General features: G+C 63.9%; 24 protein-coding genes and 4 tRNA genes. 24 read left to right on the forward strand and 4 right to left on the reverse strand.

What is annotated here, in order from left to right:
- The first annotated feature begins 77 nt into the window (after positions 1 to 77).
- A complete protein-coding gene (locus OHB26_RS14590) occupies positions 78 to 575 on the forward strand; it encodes a DUF2505 domain-containing protein (RefSeq protein ID WP_330184705.1) in 498 nt (165 codons plus the stop codon).
- A gap of 169 nt (positions 576 to 744) precedes the next feature.
- Here OHB26_RS14590 and OHB26_RS14595 read toward each other — a convergent pair whose 3' ends face one another.
- A complete protein-coding gene (locus OHB26_RS14595) occupies positions 745 to 1,179 on the reverse strand; it encodes a VOC family protein (protein ID WP_330184706.1) in 435 nt (144 codons plus the stop codon).
- A 225-nt stretch (positions 1,180 to 1,404) separates the two neighbouring features.
- Here OHB26_RS14595 and OHB26_RS14600 point away from each other — a divergent pair, with 225 nt between their 5' ends.
- Positions 1,405 to 3,048, forward strand: coding sequence for a purine-cytosine permease family protein (locus OHB26_RS14600; RefSeq protein WP_330184707.1), 1,644 nt, complete (start codon positions 1,405 to 1,407; stop codon positions 3,046 to 3,048).
- Between the two features lie 15 nt (positions 3,049 to 3,063).
- Here the strand turns inward: OHB26_RS14600 and OHB26_RS14605 are convergent, their stop codons facing one another.
- Both OHB26_RS14605 and OHB26_RS14610 read right to left on the reverse strand, forming a co-directional pair.
- A complete protein-coding gene (locus OHB26_RS14605; RefSeq protein ID WP_330184708.1) occupies positions 3,064 to 3,483 on the reverse strand; it encodes a helix-turn-helix transcriptional regulator in 420 nt (139 codons plus the stop codon).
- The gene (locus OHB26_RS14610; RefSeq protein ID WP_330184709.1) at positions 3,480 to 4,754 is read right to left on the reverse strand and encodes a geranylgeranyl reductase family protein; all 1,275 of its coding nucleotides are present in this window, start codon (positions 4,752 to 4,754) and stop codon (positions 3,480 to 3,482) included. The genes OHB26_RS14605 and OHB26_RS14610 overlap by 4 nt, the downstream gene beginning before the upstream one ends.
- Before the next feature lie 313 nt (positions 4,755 to 5,067).
- Here OHB26_RS14610 and OHB26_RS14615 point away from each other — a divergent pair, with 313 nt between their 5' ends.
- Entirely contained in the window at positions 5,068 to 6,090 is a 1,023-nt protein-coding gene (locus OHB26_RS14615; RefSeq protein ID WP_330184710.1) for a polyprenyl synthetase family protein, read from the forward strand.
- A gap of 178 nt (positions 6,091 to 6,268) precedes the next feature.
- A complete protein-coding gene (gene htpX / locus OHB26_RS14620; protein ID WP_330184711.1) occupies positions 6,269 to 7,171 on the forward strand; it encodes a zinc metalloprotease HtpX in 903 nt (300 codons plus the stop codon).
- 151 nt (positions 7,172 to 7,322) lie between these two features.
- Here the strand turns inward: htpX and OHB26_RS14625 are convergent, their stop codons facing one another.
- Positions 7,323 to 7,814 (reverse strand): YajQ family cyclic di-GMP-binding protein, encoded by a 492-nt coding sequence (locus tag OHB26_RS14625; RefSeq protein ID WP_330184712.1) that lies wholly within the window; start codon positions 7,812 to 7,814, stop codon positions 7,323 to 7,325.
- Positions 7,815 to 7,953: 139 nt separating this feature from the next.
- Between OHB26_RS14625 and OHB26_RS14630 the strand changes: the two genes are divergently transcribed.
- From OHB26_RS14630 to OHB26_RS14725, 20 genes are all read left to right on the forward strand, one after another.
- Positions 7,954 to 8,036: transfer RNA gene (locus OHB26_RS14630), tRNA-Tyr, on the forward strand.
- A gap of 230 nt (positions 8,037 to 8,266) precedes the next feature.
- Positions 8,267 to 8,339: transfer RNA gene (locus tag OHB26_RS14635), tRNA-Thr, on the forward strand.
- 75 nt (positions 8,340 to 8,414) lie between these two features.
- A tRNA-Met gene (locus tag OHB26_RS14640) sits at positions 8,415 to 8,487 on the forward strand.
- A 46-nt stretch (positions 8,488 to 8,533) separates the two neighbouring features.
- Positions 8,534 to 8,704 (forward strand): 50S ribosomal protein L33, encoded by a 171-nt coding sequence (gene rpmG / locus OHB26_RS14645; protein ID WP_029925945.1) that lies wholly within the window; start codon positions 8,534 to 8,536, stop codon positions 8,702 to 8,704.
- 210 nt (positions 8,705 to 8,914) lie between these two features.
- Positions 8,915 to 10,000, forward strand: coding sequence for a fused (3R)-hydroxyacyl-ACP dehydratase subunits HadA/HadB (locus OHB26_RS14650; RefSeq protein WP_330185644.1), 1,086 nt, complete (start codon positions 8,915 to 8,917; stop codon positions 9,998 to 10,000).
- Between the two features lie 184 nt (positions 10,001 to 10,184).
- Positions 10,185 to 10,257: transfer RNA gene (locus OHB26_RS14655), tRNA-Trp, on the forward strand.
- A gap of 63 nt (positions 10,258 to 10,320) precedes the next feature.
- On the forward strand, positions 10,321 to 10,695 hold the full coding sequence (gene secE, locus OHB26_RS14660; protein ID WP_330184713.1) for a preprotein translocase subunit SecE: 375 nt from the start codon (positions 10,321 to 10,323) through the stop codon (positions 10,693 to 10,695).
- Between the two features lie 114 nt (positions 10,696 to 10,809).
- Positions 10,810 to 11,610: a transcription termination/antitermination protein NusG gene (gene nusG / locus OHB26_RS14665; RefSeq protein ID WP_330184714.1), complete on the forward strand. Its 801-nt coding sequence runs from the start codon at positions 10,810 to 10,812 to the stop codon at positions 11,608 to 11,610.
- A 40-nt stretch (positions 11,611 to 11,650) separates the two neighbouring features.
- Entirely contained in the window at positions 11,651 to 12,085 is a 435-nt protein-coding gene (gene rplK, locus OHB26_RS14670; RefSeq protein ID WP_330184715.1) for a 50S ribosomal protein L11, read from the forward strand.
- Positions 12,086 to 12,199: 114 nt separating this feature from the next.
- Entirely contained in the window at positions 12,200 to 12,910 is a 711-nt protein-coding gene (gene rplA, locus OHB26_RS14675; protein WP_067566981.1) for a 50S ribosomal protein L1, read from the forward strand.
- 226 nt (positions 12,911 to 13,136) lie between these two features.
- Complete coding sequence (locus OHB26_RS14680) at positions 13,137 to 13,388, forward strand: AbrB/MazE/SpoVT family DNA-binding domain-containing protein (protein WP_330184716.1); 252 nt, start codon at positions 13,137 to 13,139, stop codon at positions 13,386 to 13,388.
- A complete protein-coding gene (locus OHB26_RS14685) occupies positions 13,367 to 13,777 on the forward strand; it encodes a PIN domain-containing protein (RefSeq protein ID WP_330184717.1) in 411 nt (136 codons plus the stop codon). The genes OHB26_RS14680 and OHB26_RS14685 overlap by 22 nt, the downstream gene beginning before the upstream one ends.
- A 309-nt stretch (positions 13,778 to 14,086) precedes the next feature.
- Complete coding sequence (gene rplJ / locus OHB26_RS14690) at positions 14,087 to 14,653, forward strand: 50S ribosomal protein L10 (protein WP_330184718.1); 567 nt, start codon at positions 14,087 to 14,089, stop codon at positions 14,651 to 14,653.
- A 64-nt stretch (positions 14,654 to 14,717) separates the two neighbouring features.
- Positions 14,718 to 15,095, forward strand: a complete 378-nt coding sequence (rplL, locus tag OHB26_RS14695; protein ID WP_330184719.1) for a 50S ribosomal protein L7/L12 — start codon at positions 14,718 to 14,720, stop codon at positions 15,093 to 15,095.
- Between the two features lie 257 nt (positions 15,096 to 15,352).
- A complete protein-coding gene (locus tag OHB26_RS14700) occupies positions 15,353 to 16,411 on the forward strand; it encodes an ABC transporter ATP-binding protein (protein ID WP_330184720.1) in 1,059 nt (352 codons plus the stop codon).
- A 97-nt stretch (positions 16,412 to 16,508) separates the two neighbouring features.
- Positions 16,509 to 17,216, forward strand: coding sequence for an MlaE family ABC transporter permease (locus OHB26_RS14705; protein ID WP_245677148.1), 708 nt, complete (start codon positions 16,509 to 16,511; stop codon positions 17,214 to 17,216).
- A gap of 51 nt (positions 17,217 to 17,267) precedes the next feature.
- The gene (locus tag OHB26_RS14710) at positions 17,268 to 18,086 is read left to right on the forward strand and encodes an MlaE family ABC transporter permease (protein ID WP_330185645.1); all 819 of its coding nucleotides are present in this window, start codon (positions 17,268 to 17,270) and stop codon (positions 18,084 to 18,086) included.
- A gap of 70 nt (positions 18,087 to 18,156) precedes the next feature.
- Entirely contained in the window at positions 18,157 to 19,512 is a 1,356-nt protein-coding gene (locus OHB26_RS14715) for an MCE family protein (protein ID WP_330184721.1), read from the forward strand.
- Positions 19,509 to 20,597, forward strand: a complete 1,089-nt coding sequence (locus OHB26_RS14720) for an MlaD family protein (protein WP_330184722.1) — start codon at positions 19,509 to 19,511, stop codon at positions 20,595 to 20,597. Before OHB26_RS14715 ends, OHB26_RS14720 begins: the two co-directional genes overlap by 4 nt.
- Positions 20,597 to 21,604, forward strand: coding sequence for an MCE family protein (locus OHB26_RS14725; protein ID WP_330184723.1), 1,008 nt, complete (start codon positions 20,597 to 20,599; stop codon positions 21,602 to 21,604). The genes OHB26_RS14720 and OHB26_RS14725 overlap by 1 nt, the downstream gene beginning before the upstream one ends.

Below are 21,604 nucleotides of genomic sequence, written 5' to 3' on the forward strand. Positions count from 1 at the left end.
TGCTGAGCCCGGCTGACAGACTGGCTGGTTTCCGACACTTCACCAGGCTATTCCATGACTGGACTACGGTTGCCGCCATGTCCCGTAAATTCAGCTTCACCGTGCAGTACAGCGTTCCGGTAGAAGAGCTTCACCGGGCACTGACCAACGACGAGATGTGGAACGCCCGCTTCGCGGACGCCACCACCGCAACACTGGAGCTGTCGCATCCCGACGGCCCCGGCACCATTCGCATTCATATGACCGAAAAAGCACCAGAAGACAAGATTCCCGGCCTGGTCAAGAAGGTTCTCAAGAGCGACCTCATGCTCGAGCGCACCGACACCTGGGGCGCACTCGAGGGCGATACCGCCAAGGGCGCCTTCCAGGGCGCTTCCGGCGGCATCACCACCGAGATGGAGGGCACCTTCGAATTGCGGCCCACCGCCGAGGGTTCCGAGATCGAGGCCGCGGGCACCGTCGCCGTCAAGGTTCCCCTGGTAGGTGGCGCGATCGAGCCGCTGGTGGAGAACCTGCTGGAGAAGGTGATGAACAGCGAGCGCAAGTCCGTCGAGGCCTGGTTCGCAAGTGTCTAATTTGCCCTGCGCTCCGCTCCGGGCGGGTTCGCGGCCCTTTTAGGCTCGGTTCTTCACTCCTCCACTCAGTCGCTGCGCTCCCTCGCTCCAGAACCGAGCCGGGCCGCGAACATTGGGCTCATCCGACTTGGTCGTGCTCTTGCGGGCGCGGCCAAGTCGGGTGGGAGCGCTACGCGCGACCGGGGTCGAATTCGCGCGGTTCGGTCAGCACCAGCCAATTGCCAGAGTTATCGCGAATGATCGCCTCCACGCCGTAGGGGCGCTCGGACGGCGGCTGGACGAACTCCACACCCTTGGCGGTGAGCTCCTCGAAGGTCTTCTGGCAGTTCTCGGTTCGCAATCCCAGCGCGCCGTGCGTGCCGTTGGCCAGCGACCGGCGGATCGCCCCGGCCAGATTCTCATCCAGCGGCGGCCCCGGAATCATGAGCGTGACCTCCAGCTCCAGATGATCCGGATGCGCCACCGTCACCCAGCGAAAACCGTTGTCGCCCATGGTGATATCGCTGACCTCCACGAAACCGAGCTTGTCGATGTACCACCGCTTGGACGCGGTCTGATCGGTTACGTAGACGGTGGCGAGGGAAACGTTCGTAATCGTTGTCATGGCATCAGGCTATGGACCCGGCCGCCCGCCGCGCTTCTCCGAAATTGCGGTGTCGCGCGCCCGGTTCGCCAGCCGATAGCGCACCGCATCCAGTCCGTACCGCGCGTCCACGACGGTGAGTGTGACGTAACCCGCGGGAAACTGTTCGGCAAAGCCACCTCTACATACGCCCACAAGTCTTGATCTCGGAAACAGCTCGCTACGAGCCGGATCAAGGGAGTACTGGTGGTCGAAGTCGATACCCGCGCGGCGAACTCCGTCGCGGCAACCAAGGAGACGCTGGAGGATTACACCCTCCGCTTCGCCCCGCGCAGTTACCGCACCTGGAGTCCGGCCGTCGTCGGCGTCTCGGCGCTCGGCGGCATCGCCTATCTGGCCGACTTCTCCATCGGCGCCAATATCGGCATCGCCAACGGCACCGGAAACGCACTGCTGGGCATCGGCCTCTTCGCCATCGTCATCATGCTGACCGGATTCCCGCTGGCCTACTACGCCGCGCGCTACAACATCGATCTGGACCTGATCACCCGCGGCAGCGGTTTCGGCTACAAGGGCTCGATCGTCACCAATGTGGTGTTCGCGTCCTTCACCTTCATCTTCTTCGCGCTCGAGGGCTCGATCATGGCGCAGGGCCTGAAACTCGGCCTGCACGTACCACTTCCGCTCGGCTATCTGGCCTCCACACTGCTGATCTTCCCGCTGGTCATCTACGGCATGAAGACACTCACCAAACTGCAGGTGTGGACCACCCCGCTCTGGCTCATCCTGATGGTGCTGCCGTTCGCGTTCCTGCTGGTGCGGCACCCGGATTCGGTCGGCACCTTCCTGTCCTACGGCGGTAAGGACGGCCAGGGCGTGAGCCTGACCGGTGCGCTGCTCGCCGCGGGCGTCTGCCTCTCGCTCATCGCGCAGATCGCCGAACAGATCGACTACCTGCGCTTCATGCCGCCCAAAACCCCGGAGAACAAGCGCGGTTGGTGGGGCTGGATGCTGCTGGCAGGCCCCGGCTGGGTGCTGTTCGGCGCGGTCAAGCAGGTGGTGGGTCTGTTCCTCGCGGTGTACCTGATCGCGAATCTGCCCGGCGCGCAAGATATCGCGAATCAGCCCGTGCACCAGTTCCTGGAGATCTACCGAGACATGATGCCCGCCTGGCTCGCCATGACCCTGGCCGTGGTGCTGGTGGTCATCAGCCAGATCAAAATCAATGTCACCAACGCCTATTCGGGTTCGCTGGCCTGGACCAACTCCTTCACCCGCATCACCAAGAACTATCCGGGCCGCCTGGTCTTCCTGGGCCTGAATCTGCTCATCGCGCTGATTCTCATGGAAGCCGATATGTTCGACTTCCTGAACAATATTCTCGGCTTCTACGCCAACTGCGGTATCGCCTGGATCGTCACCGTCGCAACCGATATCGCGGTCAACAAGTACCTGTTGAAGATCTCGCCCAAGCAGCCGGAGTTCCGGCGCGGCATGCTCTACGACTACAACCCGGTCGGCCTGGTCGGCTTCGGACTCTCGGCCGTGCTGTCGATCATGACCTTCTTCGGACTCTTCGGTGAGACCTTGAAGCCCTACTCGCCGATCATCGCGGTCATCGTGTCCTTCGTGGCCACTCCGCTCACCGCGATTCTCACCAAGGGCAAGTACTACCTGCGCCGCACCGACGACGGCATCGCCGCGCCCATGTTCGACGAACACGGCAACCCCTCCGGTGCGACGCTCACCTGCCACATCACCGGTATGGACTTCGAACGCCCGGACATGATCGCCTCCCCGGTCCCCGGACCGGAGGGTGAAATCCAGTACATCAGCTCACTGGCACTGTCGACCGATAAGACCGGCATTCACGTCCTGCCACCGCAGTAGCCGTGAAAAGGGCTGCTACAGCGGCGGTTTCCGATCCGAGAGACCGTGCATGAAGATGTAGCAGCCCGGAATATGGGGAGCGCCCTCGGCGGCGAACTTGGCCTGATACTCCGAGGGCGACATCCCCACCAGCTCGGTGAACTTACGACTGAACGAACCCAGACTGCTGTAGCCGACCATCATGCACGCCTCGGTGACGGTGATATTGGTGGCGCGCAACAGATCCTGGGCCCGCTCGATCCGGCGCTCGGCCAGATACAGCGCGGGCGTCTTACCGTAGGTCGCGGCGAAACAGCGCAGGAAGTGATACTTCGACACCCCCGCGGCCGCCGCCAGCGCCGCCAGATCCAGCGGCTCCGCGTAATTCCGGTCGGCCAGATCCCGGGCCCGCCGCAGCTGCGGAAGCAGCTCCTCGGGAACCGGCCGGGGCGTCACGCGAACGGCTGCAGTTTGTCGAATCGCATCGACGCGCGCCCCGCACCCCGCCACAGTCGGGCGGTCAGATCCAGATCCTCATCGGTCACCAGATTGCCCATCACCCGAACGGCCGTGCGCTGCAACAACTGCGACCGCATCACCGGCGGACCGCCGAACGGCACCGCCCGCGGATGCGTGGCCAGCGCCGCCAGCCGCCGCGCCACCGAATAGGTGCGGCCGTACCGCTCACGCAGCAGCTCGGGCCAGATACGGGTCAGATCCGGTGCGTCCAGCAGGCCCGAAAGCATATGTCCGCCTTCGAGTCCGTAGTCGATGCCCTCACCGTTCAACGGATTCACGCAGCCCGCCGCATCGCCGACCAGCGCCCAATTGCGCCCGGCCACATTCGATACCGCACCACCCATGGGCAGCAGTGCCGAAGCGACCGCGCGCGCCTCACCCTCGAAACCCCACTCTTCCCGGCGCAGCGAGACATAGTGCTGCAGCAGCGGTTTCAGCGAGATATGCGAGGGTCGCCGCTCGGTCGCCAGTGAACCGACCCCGATATTGACCTCGCCATTGCCGAGCGGGAACACCCACCCGTAGCCCGGCACCAATTCATTGTCGCCGTCCCGCAATTCCAGATGCGAGGTGATCCACGGATCGTCATGCCGCTCGGACTTGATGTACGCGCGCGCCGCGGTCCCGTACGCGTACTCGCGATGCCAGGTGCGCCCCAACAGCTTTCCCACCGGCGACCGCACGCCGTCGGCGACGATCAGCACCTTGCACGAGACCGCGCGCAGCCCGCCCTCGGTCTTGACGGTGACCCCGGTGACCCGATCCCCGTCCCGCGCCACCTCCACCACCTTCGCGCCCTCGACCATGCGGGCACCGAACTTCACCGCGGTATCGCGCAGCTTGTCGTCGAGTTCGGTTCGCGGAACGGCGCTTCCGTACACCGGGAACGACCCCTTGGGCCACGGCAGCAGCGCCTCACGCCCGAACCCGGCCATGCGCAGGCCGTGATTGACCGTATGCGCGCGCACCCAGTCGCCGAGCCCCAGATGCTCCAGCTCCGCGGTGGCGCGCGGCGTCAGCCCGTCACCACAGGTCTTATCGCGCGGGAAGACCGCCGAATCGGTGAGCAGCACATCGCGCCCCGCCTGTGCCGCCCATGCCGCGGCGGCCGAACCCGCCGGTCCGGCGCCCACCACCAGCACATCGGCATGCGCTGGCAGAACATCCGACGAGTGCCCCTGCTCCGGCGCGATTTCCGCTGAACCCATGGCCCTAATACTTGCAGCCCGGCGGAACAGCTGTCGACGGAGACCACGAGTTGCGGCAGGCTGGACCCCAGGCCGGGGGAAGAAACCCACGGACACTGTGCCGAAGCCCACATTTTGCTGGATTCCGCCGGTTGTTCGCGGCCCGGCTCACTTCTGGACCGAGTGGAGCGGGGGAGCGAGGCGGAGGAGCGGAGGGAGGGAAGAAGTGAGCTTACAGGGCCGCGAACCCGCCGGAGCGGAGCGGAGGCAGAAGGAACAGAGCCCACACGCTAGGTTCTTTGGCGTGGGGTCGGACGCGGCACTGGGAGATGAAATGAGCGCATCGGCTGTGAGCGATGAGAGCACGGTGGTGGCAGGGGTGGATCTCGGCGATCCCGAGCTCGCGGTAACAGTGCGTAAGGGCCTGGTCGAGGTCGAGGACCTGCTGATCACCGAGCTGTCCGACGGGGAGGATTTCCTGCAGGAGGCGGCGCTGCATCTGGCCAAGGCGGGCGGTAAGCGATTCCGGCCGCTGTTCACCATTCTCACCGGTCAGCTCGGCCCTGATCCGGACAGTCCGGACCTGATCATCGCGGGGACGGTGGTCGAACTCGTACACCTGGCCACCCTCTACCACGACGATGTCATGGATGAGGCCCCGATCCGCCGCGGTGCGCCCAGTGTGAACTCGCGCTGGGGTAACAGTGTCGCCATCCTGGCCGGCGACTACCTCTTCGCGCACGCCTCCCGCCTGGTCTCCACGCTCGGCCCGGACGCGGTGCGCATCATCGCCGAAACCTTCGCCGAACTGGTCACCGGGCAGATGCGCGAGACCATCGGCGCCCGCAACTCCCAGGACCCGGTCGAGCACTACCTGCGCGTGGTCTGGGAGAAGACCGGTTCGCTCATCGCCGCCTCGGGTCGTTTCGGCGGCACCTTCTCCGGCGCTGACCTCGAACACGTGGAGCGTCTGGCCCGACTCGGCGACGCGGTCGGCACCGCCTTCCAGATCTCCGACGACATCATCGACATCTCCTCGGTGTCCGAGCAGTCCGGCAAGACCCCGGGCACCGATCTGCGCGAGGGCGTGCACACCCTGCCCGTGCTGTACGCCCTGCGGGACGAGGGCTCCGAGGGTGACCGCCTGCGCAAACTGCTGGCCCGCCCGCTGGAGACCGACGCCGAGGTCGAGGAGGCCCTTGACCTGCTCTCCCGCTCACGCGGCATGGTGCTGGCCAAGGAGAAACTGCAGGGCTACGCCGATATCGCGCACGCCGAACTCTCCGCCCTGCCCGGCGGTCCGGCCAACGAGGCCCTGGAGCGGCTGGTTCGTTACACCATCGAACGGGTCGGTTAGCGGGAACTTCTGGCCTACCCGAGGCGTTGACCAGCTGTTACGCAAAGTGACAACTGATTTCGTGAGGTGCGGTAACTCCTCGGGTACGCCCAAACAGGCCGGGCACCCGGCGTGAGTCCTGGAACTGAGTCTCGCGGCACGTAAGTGGCAGGCCTGAAGACGCGGAGAGGCGGGACAGTTGCATTCGCACGGGTACGCCAATGGTGTGAAGACCTTCGGACTGCTGGTCGGCATGTCGGCGCTGATCGTGTTCGCCGGAGCCATGTTCCGCAGTCCGACCATCCTGATCCTGTCGATTCTGCTGGCCGTGGGCATGAACGCCTACGCGTACTTCAACAGCGACAAACTCGCGTTGAAGGCCATGCACGCCCAACCGGTGACCGAACTCGAAGCACCGATCATGTATCGCATCGTGCGCGAATTGGCCACCGCCGCAAGGCAACCCATGCCGCGGCTGTACATCAGCCCCACCAACGCGCCCAATGCCTTCGCCACCGGCCGCAATCCGCGGCATGCGGCGGTCTGCTGCACCACCGGCATTCTGCAGATCCTGGACGAGCGCGAACTACGCGCGGTGCTGGGTCATGAACTCTCCCATGTCTACAACCGCGACATCCTGATCTCCTCGGTCGCGGGCGCGCTCGCCTCGGTCATCTCCGGCCTGGCCAACCTGGCCTTCTTCGCCAGCGCCTTCGGTGGCAATCGCGACGGCGAGGGGCCGAATGTCATTGGCATCCTGCTGGTTTCACTGCTGGGACCGATCGCGGCCTCGCTCATCAAACTCGCGGTCTCACGTTCGCGCGAATATCAAGCCGACGAGGACGGCGCAGCCCTCACGGGCGACCCCCTGGCTTTGGCGTCAGCGCTCCGCAAGCTCGAACGCGGGGTGCAAGCCGCCCCGCTGCCTCCGGAGCCGCAGCTGACCGCACAGTCACACATGATGATCGCCAACCCGTTCCGCGCCGGCGACAAAATGGCGCGCTGGTTCTCCACCCACCCGCCCATGGCGGATCGCATCGCCCGCCTCGAAGCGATGGCGGGCGGCACCAGCGGCCCCACCACGGGCCCACGCGAGTACTGATCCGTCGTCCCGGCATGCTTTCGGCCGGGATCCACACCCTGCGGTACTTGCGCTGACGGTGTGGATCCCGGCCAAAACGCGCCGGGATGACGGGGCTGGTTTCGCCCGGACCTTTCGGGAAGCGGACCAGCCCCCGCGGATTCCGCTGGTATTACCGGTAGTTCACGAACTGCAGGGCGACCTCGAAGTCCCCATTGCGCAGCAGTGACTGCACCGCCTGCAGATCGTCGCGGCTCTTGCTGCTGACCCGCAGCTCCTCGCCCTGGATCTGCGCCTTGACGCCCTTGGGCCCGTCATCGCGGATCTTCTTGGCGATCTTCTTCGCCTGCTCGGTGCTGATGCCCTGAATCAGCTCGCCTGTGATTTTGTACACCTTGCCGGAGGCCGCCGGATCGCCCGCGTCGAACGCCTTGAGCGAGATATCGCGGCGGATCAGCTTCTCCTTGAAGACATCCAGCGCGGCCTTGACCCGGTCCTCGGAGTCGGCGGTGAGGATGATCTTCTCCTCGCCCGACCATTCGATGCTGGCGCCCGTACCGCGGAAGTCGTAGCGGGTGGCCAGCTCTTTGGCCGCGATGTTCAGCGCGTTGTCCACCTCCTGACGGTCGACCTTGCTGACGACATCGAACGACGAATCGGCCACGCTTGTGCTCCTGTCCGAGATCGGAAAATTGAGGGTTGCCTCGCCGAAGGTAGTCCGTCCGGCACCGCGTTTTCCAGCCGGTTTGCAATCGGGGCGGGTGTTCGATGTATTCTCGTCACCGCGCTGCAAGGCGTACCCAGGCAGATTGCCCGAGCGGCCAATGGGAGCGGACTGTAAATCCGTCGGCGAAAGCCTACGTAGGTTCGAATCCTACATCTGCCACCGCGAAACCCCCCGAGACGATGTCTCGGGGGGTTTCGTGCATTCTGTGTGACCCGGCCGGGTGCGGTCGACGCCGTTGTCGACCGCCATACGGCCTTGGGAGGGGAGTACCCACTCGAAACGGTGTGAAAACCTCTTCTGACCACACGGTTTGGAGAGTGGGTGAGATGTTGTGTAACCTCGTTCAAGTCTTCAGCGCCCGGTTCGAAAGACCGGAGCAAAGCAGACATGCCCCCTTAGCTCAGTCGGCAGAGCGTTTCCATGGTAAGGAAAAGGTCAACGGTTCGATTCCGTTAGGGGGCTCGCCGGATTGCCGGTGGTGACCGACTCGGCATCCAGATCGATGGACCGGGCTATCGCCGCCGCGAATCCTCGCATGGCGGTGTAGCTCAGTTGGTAGAGCAAACGACTCATAATCGTTGTGTCGCCGGTTCAAGTCCGGCCATCGCTACCCATACTGATTAACCACATCAGGCTTACCGGAAAGAGGGCGCATCGTGGCCGCGAAGTCCACTGATATCCGGCCAAAGATCACCTTGGCCTGCGAGCAGTGCAAGCACCGTAACTACATCACCAAGAAGAACCGGCGTAACGACCCGGATCGTCTGGAACTCAAGAAGTTCTGCCCGAACTGCGGTACCCACCGGGCCCACCGCGAGTCTCGCTAACTTAACCCCGCGCGTTCTACCGCGTGGAAGAAGTGCCGGATCGGCTCGTCACTACGTTCTCCCTACCAGAGAACAGTGGCGCCCGGTCCGGCACTTGGTGTATATAGCGGTGGTTCAGCGCTCTGCCGGTCCCCGGAAAAGGGATCAGATAGGTGACTCTCTGCCGTGACAATCAACACCGAGATCGAATTGGTCAGCGATACTGCCGAGATGGTCAGTAATACCGACACCGAAACGGTCACCCAGGGTGAGGCTTTCGATCCTGCCGCCCACGCCGCCGCCATGGTCGGCCACCACTACCGGGTGGAGGACTACTACGAGGTCGGTCGCGAGAAGGTGCGTGAATACGCCCGCGCCGTGCAGGACTACCACCCGGTGCACTGGGATGAGGATGTCGCTCAGGAGTACGGCTACGACGGCCTCGTGGCCCCGCTCAGCTTCATCTCCCTGGTCGGAATCCTGGCCCAGCGCAAGCTCTTCGAGCAGATCGTCACCGGCTACGACCTGAGCCAGATCATGCAGACCGATCAGATCCTGGAGTTCCACCGGCCCATCAAGGCCGGTGACCAGCTCACCTGCATCGTGTACCTGCACTCGTTCCGGCAGGCGTTCGGCGGCGACATCATCGTCACCAAGAACGATGTGGTCGATCAGAACGACGAGCTGGTGCTCACCACCTACACCACCCTCATCGGCCGCAGCGGCGGTGATATCGACCCCAACGTCGGTGACGCGGTGCGCAATGTGCTGATGCACGGCGTCGGCCCGGAGGAGACCCCGGATCACAAGCCGCGCACCCTGCAGGTCGCGGATCTCGAACCGCAGCCGGTGCCGGTGACCCTGCCCGGCAGCGGCAAGATCACCCCGAGCAAGCACGCCATCCGCTTCGAGGATGTGGCCGTCGGAGATCTGCTTCCCACCCGCGTGGTGCGGCTCACCCGCGGCGATCTGGTCAACTACGCCGGTGTCTCCGGCGATGCGAATCCGATCCACTGGAGCGATGAGGTCGTCAAGCTCGTCGGCCTGGAGAACGTGGTGGCGCACGGCATGCTGACCATGGGTCTGGGCGGCGGCTTCGTCACCTCCTGGCTCGGCGATCCGGGTGCGGTGAAGGAGTACAACGTGCGCTTCACCAGTCCGGTGTACGTGCCCGTGGACAAGGCCGCGGAGATCGAATACACCGGCAAGGTGAAGTCGATCGATGCGGAGAACCGCACCGCCGTGGTCGCCATCGTGGCGAAATCGGAGGGCCGCAAGATCTTCGGCCGCGCCACCGCGACCGTCCAATTGGCCTGATTCGACCGGTGACCCCCGATTGGCGATTGCTGCGTGAGATACCGTAGACTCGGTTATCTGGGGTCACCAGCCGATGCGCGCTGCTCCGAGGAGCGGCGCGCATGTATGTAAAGGCATAGCGCGACGACCCCGTAGTACAACTGAAGAGATACTGTGGTCGGACGAGCAACAGACGTCCAACCGAAGGGGCGTAGCTCAATTGGCAGAGCAGCGGTCTCCAAAACCGCAGGTTGCAGGTTCAAGTCCTGTCGCCCCTGCACGCGTAGCGATCGCTTGCGGGTCGCTCGAAACGGTCAGTACAGCGACGAGGAAGGATCGACGTGAGCGACGAGCGGGATACTCGCCACGAAGATGGCGATGACACCGCCGCAGTGGCTCGTCCGAGCGGCAAGCGTTCCGCCCGGCGTCGAAATGCGTCGGCGGCGACGAATGTAGCGACGATCGATCGTCCTGCGTCAACGGCCAAGGCGAACAAGAAGTCCGGCAAGGCCGGTGGCGGTGCGGGCAATCCGTTCAAGCGCCTGGTGAAGTTCCTCAAAGAAGTAATCGCGGAACTGCGCAAGGTCATCTGGCCCAACCGCAAGCAGATGGTCACCTATACGAGCGTTGTTCTGGTGTTCGTGATCTTCATGATCGCGTTCATCAGCGGGTTGGATGTGGCGTTCATCAAGGGTGTCAGCTGGTTGTTCGGCTAGCTGACCGTCGGCGCCGGTAACCGCTCCCCGAGCAGAGGCGGGGGACGGGACCATCCGCCTGGGTAAGCCCCGGCGCGCAGAGGATTACGTGACGACAAGGAAGCGAGTGCCCCAGTGAGCACCCCGGAGAACGGCACAACCGACGAATTCCAGGTCGACGATCTGGTGGAGGAAACCACCGACGTCGAGGAATTTGAGGACCCCGCCGACGCGGAGGAAGCCGCTGACGACTCGACCGCCGATGAGCCGACCGCCGATGAGCTGGCCGCTCCCGTCGATGCCGAGCCCGCCGATCCGGTAGCCGAGATGAAGGCCGCGCTGCGTCGCGCCCCCGGCGACTGGTACGTGATCCACTCCTATGCCGGTTACGAGAACAAGGTGAAGACCAATCTCGAGACCCGCGTGCAGAACCTCGGTCTCGAGGACTTCATCTTCCAGGTCGAGGTACCGACCGAAGAGGTCACCGAGATCAAGAACGGCCAGCGCAAGAACGTCAATCGCAAGGTGCTGCCGGGTTACATCCTGGTCCGCATGGAGCTGAACGACGAGTCCTGGGGCGCGGTCCGCAATACCCCCGGTGTGACCGGTTTCGTCGGCGCGACCTCGCGCCCGTCCCCGCTGTCCATCGATGATGTGGTGAAGTTCCTGGTCCCGGCCGCCAAGCAGCAGAAGCCCACCGCGGCAGCCGCTTCCGGCTCCGGCGAGACCTCGGGCGAGACCCCGATCATCAAGCCCACCATCGATGTGGACTTCGAGGTCGGCGAGTCGGTCACCGTCATGGATGGCCCCTTCGCCACCCTTCCGGCCAGCATTTCCGAAATCAATGCCGAGCAGCAGAAGCTCAAGGTGCTCGTATCGATCTTCGGTCGCGAGACCCCGGTCGAGCTGGCGTTCACTCAGGTCGCCAAGATCTGATCAGACTTGCAAACCGCAAGAACCTAACCAAGGAAGAAAGATGCCCCCGAAGAAGAAGAAGGTCTCTGGGCTTATCAAGCTCCAGATCAAGGCCGGTGCGGCCAATCCGGCTCCGCCCGTTGGTCCCGCGCTGGGTCAGCACGGCGTGAACATCATGGAGTTCTGCAAGGCTTACAACGCCGCGACCGAGTCGCAGCGCGGGAACATCATCCCGGTCGAGATCACGGTCTACGAAGATCGTTCTTTCGATTTCAAGCTGAAGACCCCGCCTGCCTCGCAGCTGCTGCTCAAGGCCGCCGGTGTGCAGAAGGGCTCCGCCGAGCCGCACCGCAACAAGGTCGCGCAGGTCACCATGGATCAGATCCGTGAGATCGCCAAGACCAAGGCCGAAGATCTGAACGCCAACGATATCGACCAGGCCGCCAAGATCATCGCCGGTACCGCTCGCTCGATGGGTATCACCGTCACGTCGTAGCGACTGCTTGTAGGTCGCTCGAAATGATCGGAGTAGCCACTCGGCTGCAACTCCCGTGGGAGGGCCGGCCAGGCCCGCAAACCACGTCTGAACTTACGAACAGGACAGAACAACATGGCAAAACGAAGCAAGGCTTATCTCGAGGCGGCCGCCAAGGTCGACAAGTCGGCGTTCTACGCCCCGCTGGCCGCTGTGCGGCTCGCGAAGGAGACCGCCACCACCAAGACCGACGCCACCGTTGAGGTCGCCGTCCGTCTGGGCGTCGATCCCCGCAAGGCCGATCAGATGGTCCGTGGCACCGTCAACCTGCCGCACGGCACCGGTAAGACCGCCCGCGTCATCGTGTTCGCGGTCGGCGACAAGGCCACCGAGGCCGAGGCCGCCGGTGCGGACGCCGTTGGCGCCGAGGACCTGATCGAGCGCATCCAGGGCGGTTGGCTGGACTTCGACGCCGCGATCGCCACCCCGGATCAGATGGCCAAGGTCGGTCGTATCGCTCGCGTGCTGGGCCCGCGTGGCCTGATGCCGAACCCGAAGACCGGCACCGTCACCCCCGATGTGACCAAGGCCGTCAACGACATCAAGGGCGGCAAGATCAACTTCCGCGTCGACAAGCAGGCCAACCTGCACTTCGTCATCGGCAAGGCGTCCTTCGACGACAAGAAGCTGGCGGAGAACTACGGCGCCGCTCTCGACGAGATCCTGCGCGTCAAGCCCTCCACCGCGAAGGGCCGCTACCTCAAGAAGGTGACGTTCTCGACGAACACCGGACCGGGCATCCCGGTGGACGTGAACCGCACCCGCAACTTCGCCGAAGAAGACTGATCCGCCTCTCCGCGACTTCGGCGCACGGCTGAGAGCCGTGCGGACTAGCGCACGCGTAGTAACAGTCAGGTGGGGAAACCATTCTGGGGGTGCCCCAGGAGTTACCCCGATCCTTACGAAATACCGCATCGCGACCTAGGGCCGGTACAGGGAAACCTGTACCGGCCCTTCGCTTTCCCGCAGGGCGTGCGATATCCTTACTTTTTGGGCGAAGTAAGGAGTTGTCATGGACGCTGTAGCTCGTATGACTTCGAAGGGCCAGCTAACTGTGCCCAAGGCGATCCGCGACGCACTCGATCTGAGTGCCGGTGACAATGTGCTGTTCCGAGTCGAGGGGCAGGTCGTGGTGCTGGCCCGTACTCCGGACCTACTCGAATTGGCCGGTAGCGTCCCAGTGCCACCCGCGGTCCGCGGCAAGTCCTGGGAGGAGATTCGCGAAGCGGCTTGGGCGGAGCAATGGCGGGCGGGCGAGCCGTGACGGTCTTCTTGGATACGAATGTGCTGATCCGGCATCTCACCCAGGAGCCACCTGAGATGGGCCGAAGAGCCACAGCCTTTCTCGCGCAAGCGGATTCGCTGCACCTGCCGGATCTGATCTTGGCCGAGACGGTCTATGTATTGCAGAGCGTCTATCAGGTCGCCCGCCCCCAGGTCGCGGCGCTCGCGCGAGTGCTGGTGAGTTCCAGGAATATCGCTACGGACGATCCAGCCCTGCTCATTCGAGCCATTGATGTCTACGAGCACTATCGTCTTTCGTTTGCGGATGCCTATCTGGTCGCGCTCGCCGAGGCAGCTCCCGGAGCGCGTATCGCCTCGTTCGACAAGGGAATCAGCAAGGTCGAGACGATCGATCGCATCGAGCCGTAGGGCCCGTTTTGGTGGATAGATGCACGTCCGCTATGCTGGTCCACGGTCGCCGGCACGTTCGGTGATCACCCCACATCGTTCTACCGAAGACCGTTGGTTGCTGCCCCCGGGCAGTCGAAGGTCCAGCGTTACTGCTGGCGGCCCACGCAGGGAGAGCCGAGGTAGGGGAAACCACTGCGAGTCACTCGCCTTGTGTTTCTTTCACGCCCCGGGACCACTCTGCGTCCGCGGGGCGTTTGCTTTATCGCTGGCCCCTGGCGGAAGTCGGTAGTTCATATACGAACCGACCATCCAGAGAGGAGGCGAAGTATGGCAAAACCCGAAAAGGTCACCGCGGTTGCGGAGATCACGGAGCAGTTCAAGGGTTCGACCGCCACCGTTGTCACGGAATACCGTGGACTGTCGGTCGGCAAGATCACCGAGCTGCGTCGTGCGCTCGGCGCGGACGCCACCTACTCCGTCGCCAAGAACACCCTGGTCAAGCGCGCCGCTGCCGAAGCTGGCGTCGAAGGCCTGGATGACTTGTTCGTCGGTCCGACCGCTATCACCTTCATCAAGGGTGAGCCGGTCGAAGCCGCGAAGGCGCTCAAGGCTTTCGCCAAGGACAACAAGGCGCTGATCATCAAGGGCGGCTACATGGACGGCGTCGCGCTGTCCGTTGCCGAAGTTGAGCGGATCGCCGACCTGGAGTCCCGCGAGGTCCTGCTGGCCAAGCTGGCCGGCGCCATGAAGGGCAACCTGTCCAAGGCTGCCGGGCTGTTCGCAGCCCCCGGCAACCAGCTTGCTCGTCTGTTCGCGGCCCTCGAGGAGAAGAAGGCGAACGAGGGTGGCGCTGCCGCTCCCGCCGCCGAGGCTCCCGCGGCCGACGCCGAATAAGTCACCACCCCAAACCTATTCGTCGCCGCTCGCGCGGTGATGAACCCATCGAAAGGAAACATCAATGGCTAACGTTGACGAGCTGCTCGAAACCTTCGGTTCCATGACCCTGCTCGAGCTCTCCGAGTTCGTGAAGGCGTTCGAGGACAAGTTCGAGGTCACCGCCGCTGCCCCCGTCGCCGTCGCGGTCGCCGGTGGCGCTGCCCCGGCCGAGGCTGCCGAAGAGCAGGACGAGTTCGATGTCATCATCGAGTCGGCCGGCGACAAGAAGATCCAGGTCATCAAGGTCGTTCGCGAGATCGTCTCCGGCCTGGGCCTGAAGGAAGCCAAGGACCTCGTCGAGAGCGCCCCGAAGGCCATCCTGGAGAAGGTCAACAAGGAGGCCGCCGAGGCCGCCAAGGCCAAGCTCGAAGAGGCCGGCGCCAAGATCTCCGTCAAGTAATTCTTGTCGGGCGTCTAGCACGTCTGTGAAAGGGCGGTTCCCGTTGGGGGACCGCCCTTTTCGTGTATTTCTCTCCTTGTAATTGCGTTGTGATCGGCCGGAATGAAATGTTTCGTTACTGACCGGTCAGGTCTCGGTGTCCGAGACGGGGCTTATGCGATACAGTGACCGGACCTACTGTGATGCGCCACACCGCGCATTGAAAAATTCGTGGTGCGCCGCAGTGGGGCGCTCGTCGGAGAATTGTGGAGGTACGCGTGGGCGTCGAGGTCAGGACCGAAGGCATTACCAAGTCGTTCGGTTCGCAACGGATTTGGCAGGACGTCTCGCTGACGCTGCCGTCGGGGGAAGTCAGCGCGTTGCTCGGTCCCTCCGGTACCGGTAAGTCGGTCTTCCTGAAGTCGCTGATCGGTCTGCTGCGCCCCGAGCGCGGCTCCATCTACATCGATGGCACCGATATCACCACCTGCTCCAACAAGGAGCTGTACGAGATTCGCAAGCTGTTCGGCGTCCTGTTCCAGGACGGCGCGCTCTTCGGCTCGATGAACCTCTTCGACAATGTCGCGTTCCCGCTTCGTGAGCACACGAAGAAGAGCGAATCCGATATCAAGAAGATCGTCATGGAGAAGCTCGAGCTGACCGGTCTGCTCGGTGCGGAGGGCAAGCTCCCGGGTGAGATCTCCGGTGGTATGCGTAAGCGCGCCGGACTGGCCCGCGCCCTGGTGCTGGACCCGCAGATCATCCTCGTCGACGAGCCGGACTCCGGTCTGGATCCCGTTCGTACGACCTATCTCTCGCAGCTGTTGATCGATATCAACGCGCAGATCGACGCGACGATTCTGATCGTCACGCACAACATCAACCTGGCGCGTACCGTGCCGGACAACATCGGCATGCTGTTCCGCCGCAACCTGGTCATGTTCGGCCCCCGCGAGGTGCTGCTGACCTCGGACGAGCCGGTGGTGAAGCAGTTCCTCAACGGCCGTATGCAGGGCCCGATCGGTATGTCCGAGGAGAAGGACGAATCGCAGATGGCCCGCGAGCAGGCCATGTTCGACGCCGGTCACCACGCCGGTGGCGCGGAAGAGGTCGAGGGCATCATCCCGCAGATGAAGGCGCAGCCGGGTATGCCCGTGCGTGCCGCCGTGGGTCGCCGTCGTGAGCGGGTGCGCCAGATTCTGCACACCCTGCCGCCCGCCGCGCAGGAGGCGATTCGCCACTCCATGGAGGAGAACGGCGATGCCGACACACAGGTGATGCCCGCCTACACGGGCGGGTATGACACCACGGTTCGACAGAACCTGACTAACGGGTAACATACCGCCCGTGAATCAAACCCTGACGCGGCTGCGCACCCCGGTCGAGTCGGGTCTTGCCCAGGCCGGCAACATTTTTGCGCTGCTGTTGGATGTCATGCGCAAGACTTTCCGTCGGCCTTTCCAGTGGCGGGAGTTCATCGAGCAGTCGTGGTTCATCGCGAGTGTCTCGATCCTCCCCGCCGCCCTGGTGGCAATCCCGTTCGGCGCGGTGGTCGCCCTGCAGACCGGCTCGCTCATCAAGCAGCTCGGCGCGGAGGCTTTCACCGGTGCCACCAGCGTGCTCGCTACCGTGCAGCAAGCCGCTCCCGTGGTCACCGCCCTGATCATCGCCGGCGCCGCCGGCTCCGCCGTGGCCGCCGATCTCGGCTCGCGCACCATTCGCGAGGAGATCGACGCCATGGAGGTGCTGGGCATCGATCCCATTCAGCGCCTGGTGGTTCCGCGCGTACTCGGCATGATGCTGGTCGCGCTGCTGCTCAACGGTCTGGTGGCGGTCGTCGGCATCTGCGGCGGCTACTTCTTCAACGTGGGTCTGCAGGGCGGTACGCCCGGCGCCTACCTGGCTTCGTTCTCCGCGCTCGCTCAGCTGCCCGACCTCTGGATCGGCGAGATCAAGGCCCTGATCTTCGGACTCGTCGCAGGCGTCATCGCCGCCTACAAGGGTCTGCATCCCAAGGGGGGCCCGAAAGGAGTAGGTGACGCCGTGAACCAGTCCGTGGTTATCACGTTCCTGGTGTTGTTCTTCCTGAACCTGGTGCTGACCCTGATTTACCTTCAGGTCGTCCCGGCCAAGGGCGCGTGATCCATGGTTGTTTCGCAGCGCACCAACGCATTTCAGCGGGGGGCGCGCCGGATGACCGGTGCGCTCAAAGCGCCCGTGAACCTGGTCGACCGCGCGGGCGATCAGATGTCGTTCTACACCCGGGCCGTCTCCTCGATTCCGAAGACCGTCGTGCATTACCGCAAGGAGGTCATGCGGCTGCTGGCCGAGGTGACCTTCGGTTCGGGTGCGCTGGCGGTTATCGGCGGCACCATCGGTGTCATCGTCTTCATGTCGGCGTCGGTCGGTGTGGTCGTGGGTCTGCAGGGTTTCAAGGCCCTGGATTCGCTCGGTTCGGGCGTGCTCACCGGCTTCCTGACCGGGTACATCAATACCCGTGAGCTCGCGCCCCTGGTTGCGGCGCTTGCGCTTTCGGCGACGGTCGGTTGTGGTTTCACCGCGCAATTGGGCGCCATGCGCATCTCCGAGGAGATCGACGCGCTCGAGGTGATGGCGGTGCCCGGTGTGCCGTTCCTGGTGACCACTCGTGTGATCGCGGGCTTCGTGGCGGTCATTCCGCTGTATATCGTCGGTCTGCTCGGCACCTATGTGGCGTCGCGGTTGATCAGTATCTATTTCAACGGGCAATCCAGTGGTTCGTATGACCACTACTTCCAGTTGTTCCTGCCACCCGAAGATGTCATCTATTCATTCCTGAAGGTGCTCGTCTTCGCGTTCGTGATCATCCTGGTGCACTGCTACTACGGCTTCAATGCCAGCGGTGGTCCGGCGGGCGTGGGTGTGGCGGTGGGGCGTGCGGTGCGTGCGGCCATCGTGCTGATCAATGTGCTCGATTTCTTCCTCAGCCTTGCCATTTGGGGCACGACCACGACGGTGCGGGTGGCGGGATGAACGGTCAGGGCCTGGAGGCGGCAGCTTGCGTAACCACGCAAGGCCCCCGTGCATGCCGGATGGGTGGAGCATGAGCAATCCAGAGCGGGTGCTGTTCTGGCGTCGGACCGAGAAGCTGCGCAAGCGGACCATGGGGTTGCTGTTCTTCCTGGTGGTGGCGCTGTTCCTGTGGTCGACGATCGCCATTTACAACAAGCAGTTCGTCGATACCGTGCGGGTGAATCTGCTGACCGATACCGTCGGCAATGCGCTGACCCGCAATGCCGATGTGAAGGTCCGCGGCGTGAATGTCGGTGAGGTGCGGTCGAGTTCGTACGACGGCCATCAGGTGACGCTGGACCTGGCGCTGGATCCGGCCAAGGCCGGCAAGATTCCGGCCAATGTGACCGCGCGCCTGTTGCCCAAAACCCTCTTCGGTGAGCGCTATGTGGATCTGGTGTGGCCGGAGCAGCCGGACGGCAAATTCCTCACCGCGGGGATGACCCTGCACCAGGACACCAGCGGCCATGCCATCGAGGTGAGCCAGCTGCTGGATCATCTGCTGCCGCTGCTGCAGGCGCTGCCGCCGCAGTACCTGGCCTCCACGCTCGGTGCGATCTCGCAGGCGTTGCAGGGTCAGGGTGCGGAGCTGGGCAAGACCATCGATCGCCTGGACGACATCTTCACCCAGGTGAATACCGAATTGCCCACGCTGCAGGAGGATTTGAAGAGCTTCGCCGATGTGGCGACGGTGTACTCCGATGCCGCACCGCAATTGGTGGACGCGCTGGACAATCTGCGCACCACCAATGCGACCATCGTGCAGAAGCGCCCGGATATCGATCAGATGCTGGCCACTTTGACCCCCAGCTCCTCGGATCTGGCGGACTTCCTGGTCGCCAACCGCGACAACATCATCGATGTGGCGGCGGATTCGCGGCCCGCGTTGGAGGCGCTGGCCAGGTTCTCGCCCGGCTACACCTGTGCGCTGAAGAACTTCGCGCAGATGAAGCCGCGCATCGACGAGCTGTTCGGTAAGGGCACCGATCTGCCCGGTTCGCGCGTGACGGTGGAGATCGTCAATCCGCGCGGCCGCTATGTGCCCAATCAGGATGAGCCGCGCTGGTTCGATCCCCGTGGCGCGCTGTGCATTCCGGAGTATCCGCTGACCGTGGATCCGGGCCAGTACACCGACGGCTCCGCCAATGACGGCTCCTACCAGGTGCCCAGCCGGACCCCGGGTGATCAGAACATCGGGATCATGCCGTCCCCGCAGTACAAGGTTTTCGGCCCGCACGCGCCGACCACCGCCGGTTCTCCGCAGGAGCAGCAGACCCTGAACTCGATCTACGGTGCGGCCAATGGCGTCTCGCCGGACCAGGTGCCCAGCTGGATGTCGCGCATCGCGGCCCCGGCCTTCCGCGGCAGCGAGGTGAGCATTCGATGAGGGATCTGCTGCGCGGTCTCGGCGGCACGCTGACCAAACTGATCGTCTTCATTCTGGTGACGGTCTTCGCCACCGGCGTGCTGGCGCTGACCATCGCCAATTACGGTGGCGGCGGTACCAAGTTCAATGCCCGGTTCACCGATGTGACGTCGTTGAATCCGGGTGACGAGGTGCGTATCGCGGGTGTGCGCGTCGGCAAGGTGACCAAGGTGTCCATTGTCGACAAGCGGCTGGCGAATGTGGAGTTCGAGGTCACCGACCGCAATTGGCTGCCCGCCTCCACCACCGCGGCGATCAAGTACCGGAACCTGGTGGGACAGCGGTACATCGCGCTGGAGCAGGGTGCGGGGGAGCAGGGTCGCAAGCTCAACAAGGGCGCGACGATTCCGCTCGAGCGCACCAAGCCCGCGCTGAATCTGACCGAGCTGTTCAACGGTTTCCGGCCGCTGTTCCAGACGCTCACCCCGGATGATGTGAACAAGCTGTCCTACAACATCATTCAGGTGTTCCAGGGCGAGAAGGGCACCATCACCGATCTGGTCGCCAATACCGCCGCGCTGACCAACAAAATCGCCGACAAGGATGCCGTCATCGGTTCGGTGATCACCAATCTCAATGCCATTCTGGCCGCGGTGAATGAGCACGACGGCCAGTTGGATCAGCTGATCGTCAATACCGAGGCGCTGGTCACCGGTTTGAACGCCGAGCGCGGCACCATCGGCTCCGCGGTCACCTCGCTGGGCAATCTGGCCTCGGCCACCGCCGATCTGCTGGTGCCGGTGCGGCCGAATCTGCAGGGCGCGATCGCGGGTCTGAACCAGTTGACCGGCACGCTCAACGATCGCTCCGACGAGGTCAACGAGGGTCTGACGAATCTGCCGATCAAGATGGACAAATTGGGTCGGGCCGCGAGCTACGGCTCCTGGTTCCAGTTCTATCTGTGCGGTATCGACATTGTGGCCGGGCCGGGTACGGCCGACGCGCCGCAGCTGAATCTGCCCGCGGCGATTCAGAACATGCCGACCGTCAATCAGCCGATCTATACGAATCCGGCTCCGCGCTGCCATGGGAAGGGAGGCCGCTGATGGACGATCGGGTAGTGCTCGGTAAGCGCAGTCCGGCGTTCATGGGCGGACTGGGCCTGGTCTTGGTGCTGTTGGTGACCATGTCCGCGTTCAGCCTGGACAAATTGCCGATTCTGGGCGCGGGGACGAAGTACACCGCCGAATTCTCCGAGGCCGCCGGGCTGAAGAAGGGCAATGAGGTTCGCATCGCCGGTGTGAAGGTCGGTTCGGTGCAGGATGTGCGCCTGGCCGGCGACCGGGTGTTGGTGGACTTCCGCACCCAGGACGCCTGGATCGGCAATGAGACCACCGCGTCCATCCAGATCAAGACGCTGCTCGGGCAGAAGTATCTGGCGCTGGACCCCAAGGGCTCCGATGCGGCGGATCCGGCCAAGGATATTCCGTTGTCCCGCACGGTCTCCCCGTACGACGTGGTGGACGCGTTCAGCGATGCCGCCGCCGATATCGAGGACACCAAGACCGATCAGCTGGCGCAGAGCTTCCGGGTGCTCTCGGAGGCCTTCTCCGGCACGCCGGCTGATATCCGCGGTTCCATCGACGGTGTCGCCCGGCTCTCGGAGACCCTGGCCAAGCGCGACGATCAGCTCAAGAAGCTGTTCGGCGCGACCAAGAAGACCACCCAGGTGCTCGCCGATCGCAATGCCGAGTTCGAGCGGCTGATCGGCAATGGCGGACAGCTGCTCGCCGAGCTGAATGTGCGCCAGCAGTCCATCGCGCAGTTGCTCACCGGCGCGAAAACCATTGCGGCGGAGCTGACCGCGCTGGTGCACGACAACGAGGAGCAGATCGGCCCCGCGCTGACCAACCTCAACAAGACCATCGACTTGCTCAACGCCCACCAGGCCGATATCTCCAAGACGCTGACGCTGGCGGCCCCGTTCTACGGGCTGTACGCGAATGTGCTCGGCACCGGCCGCTGGTTCGACGCGGTGATCACCAACCTGATCCCGCCCGCCCTGCCCGATGTGCCGGGTGACCGGGCGCCGATCCGAAAGATGGGAGGCTAG

Source organism: Nocardia sp. NBC_01503 (assembly GCF_036327755.1).
Taxonomy (GTDB): Bacteria; Actinomycetota; Actinomycetes; order Mycobacteriales; family Mycobacteriaceae; genus Nocardia.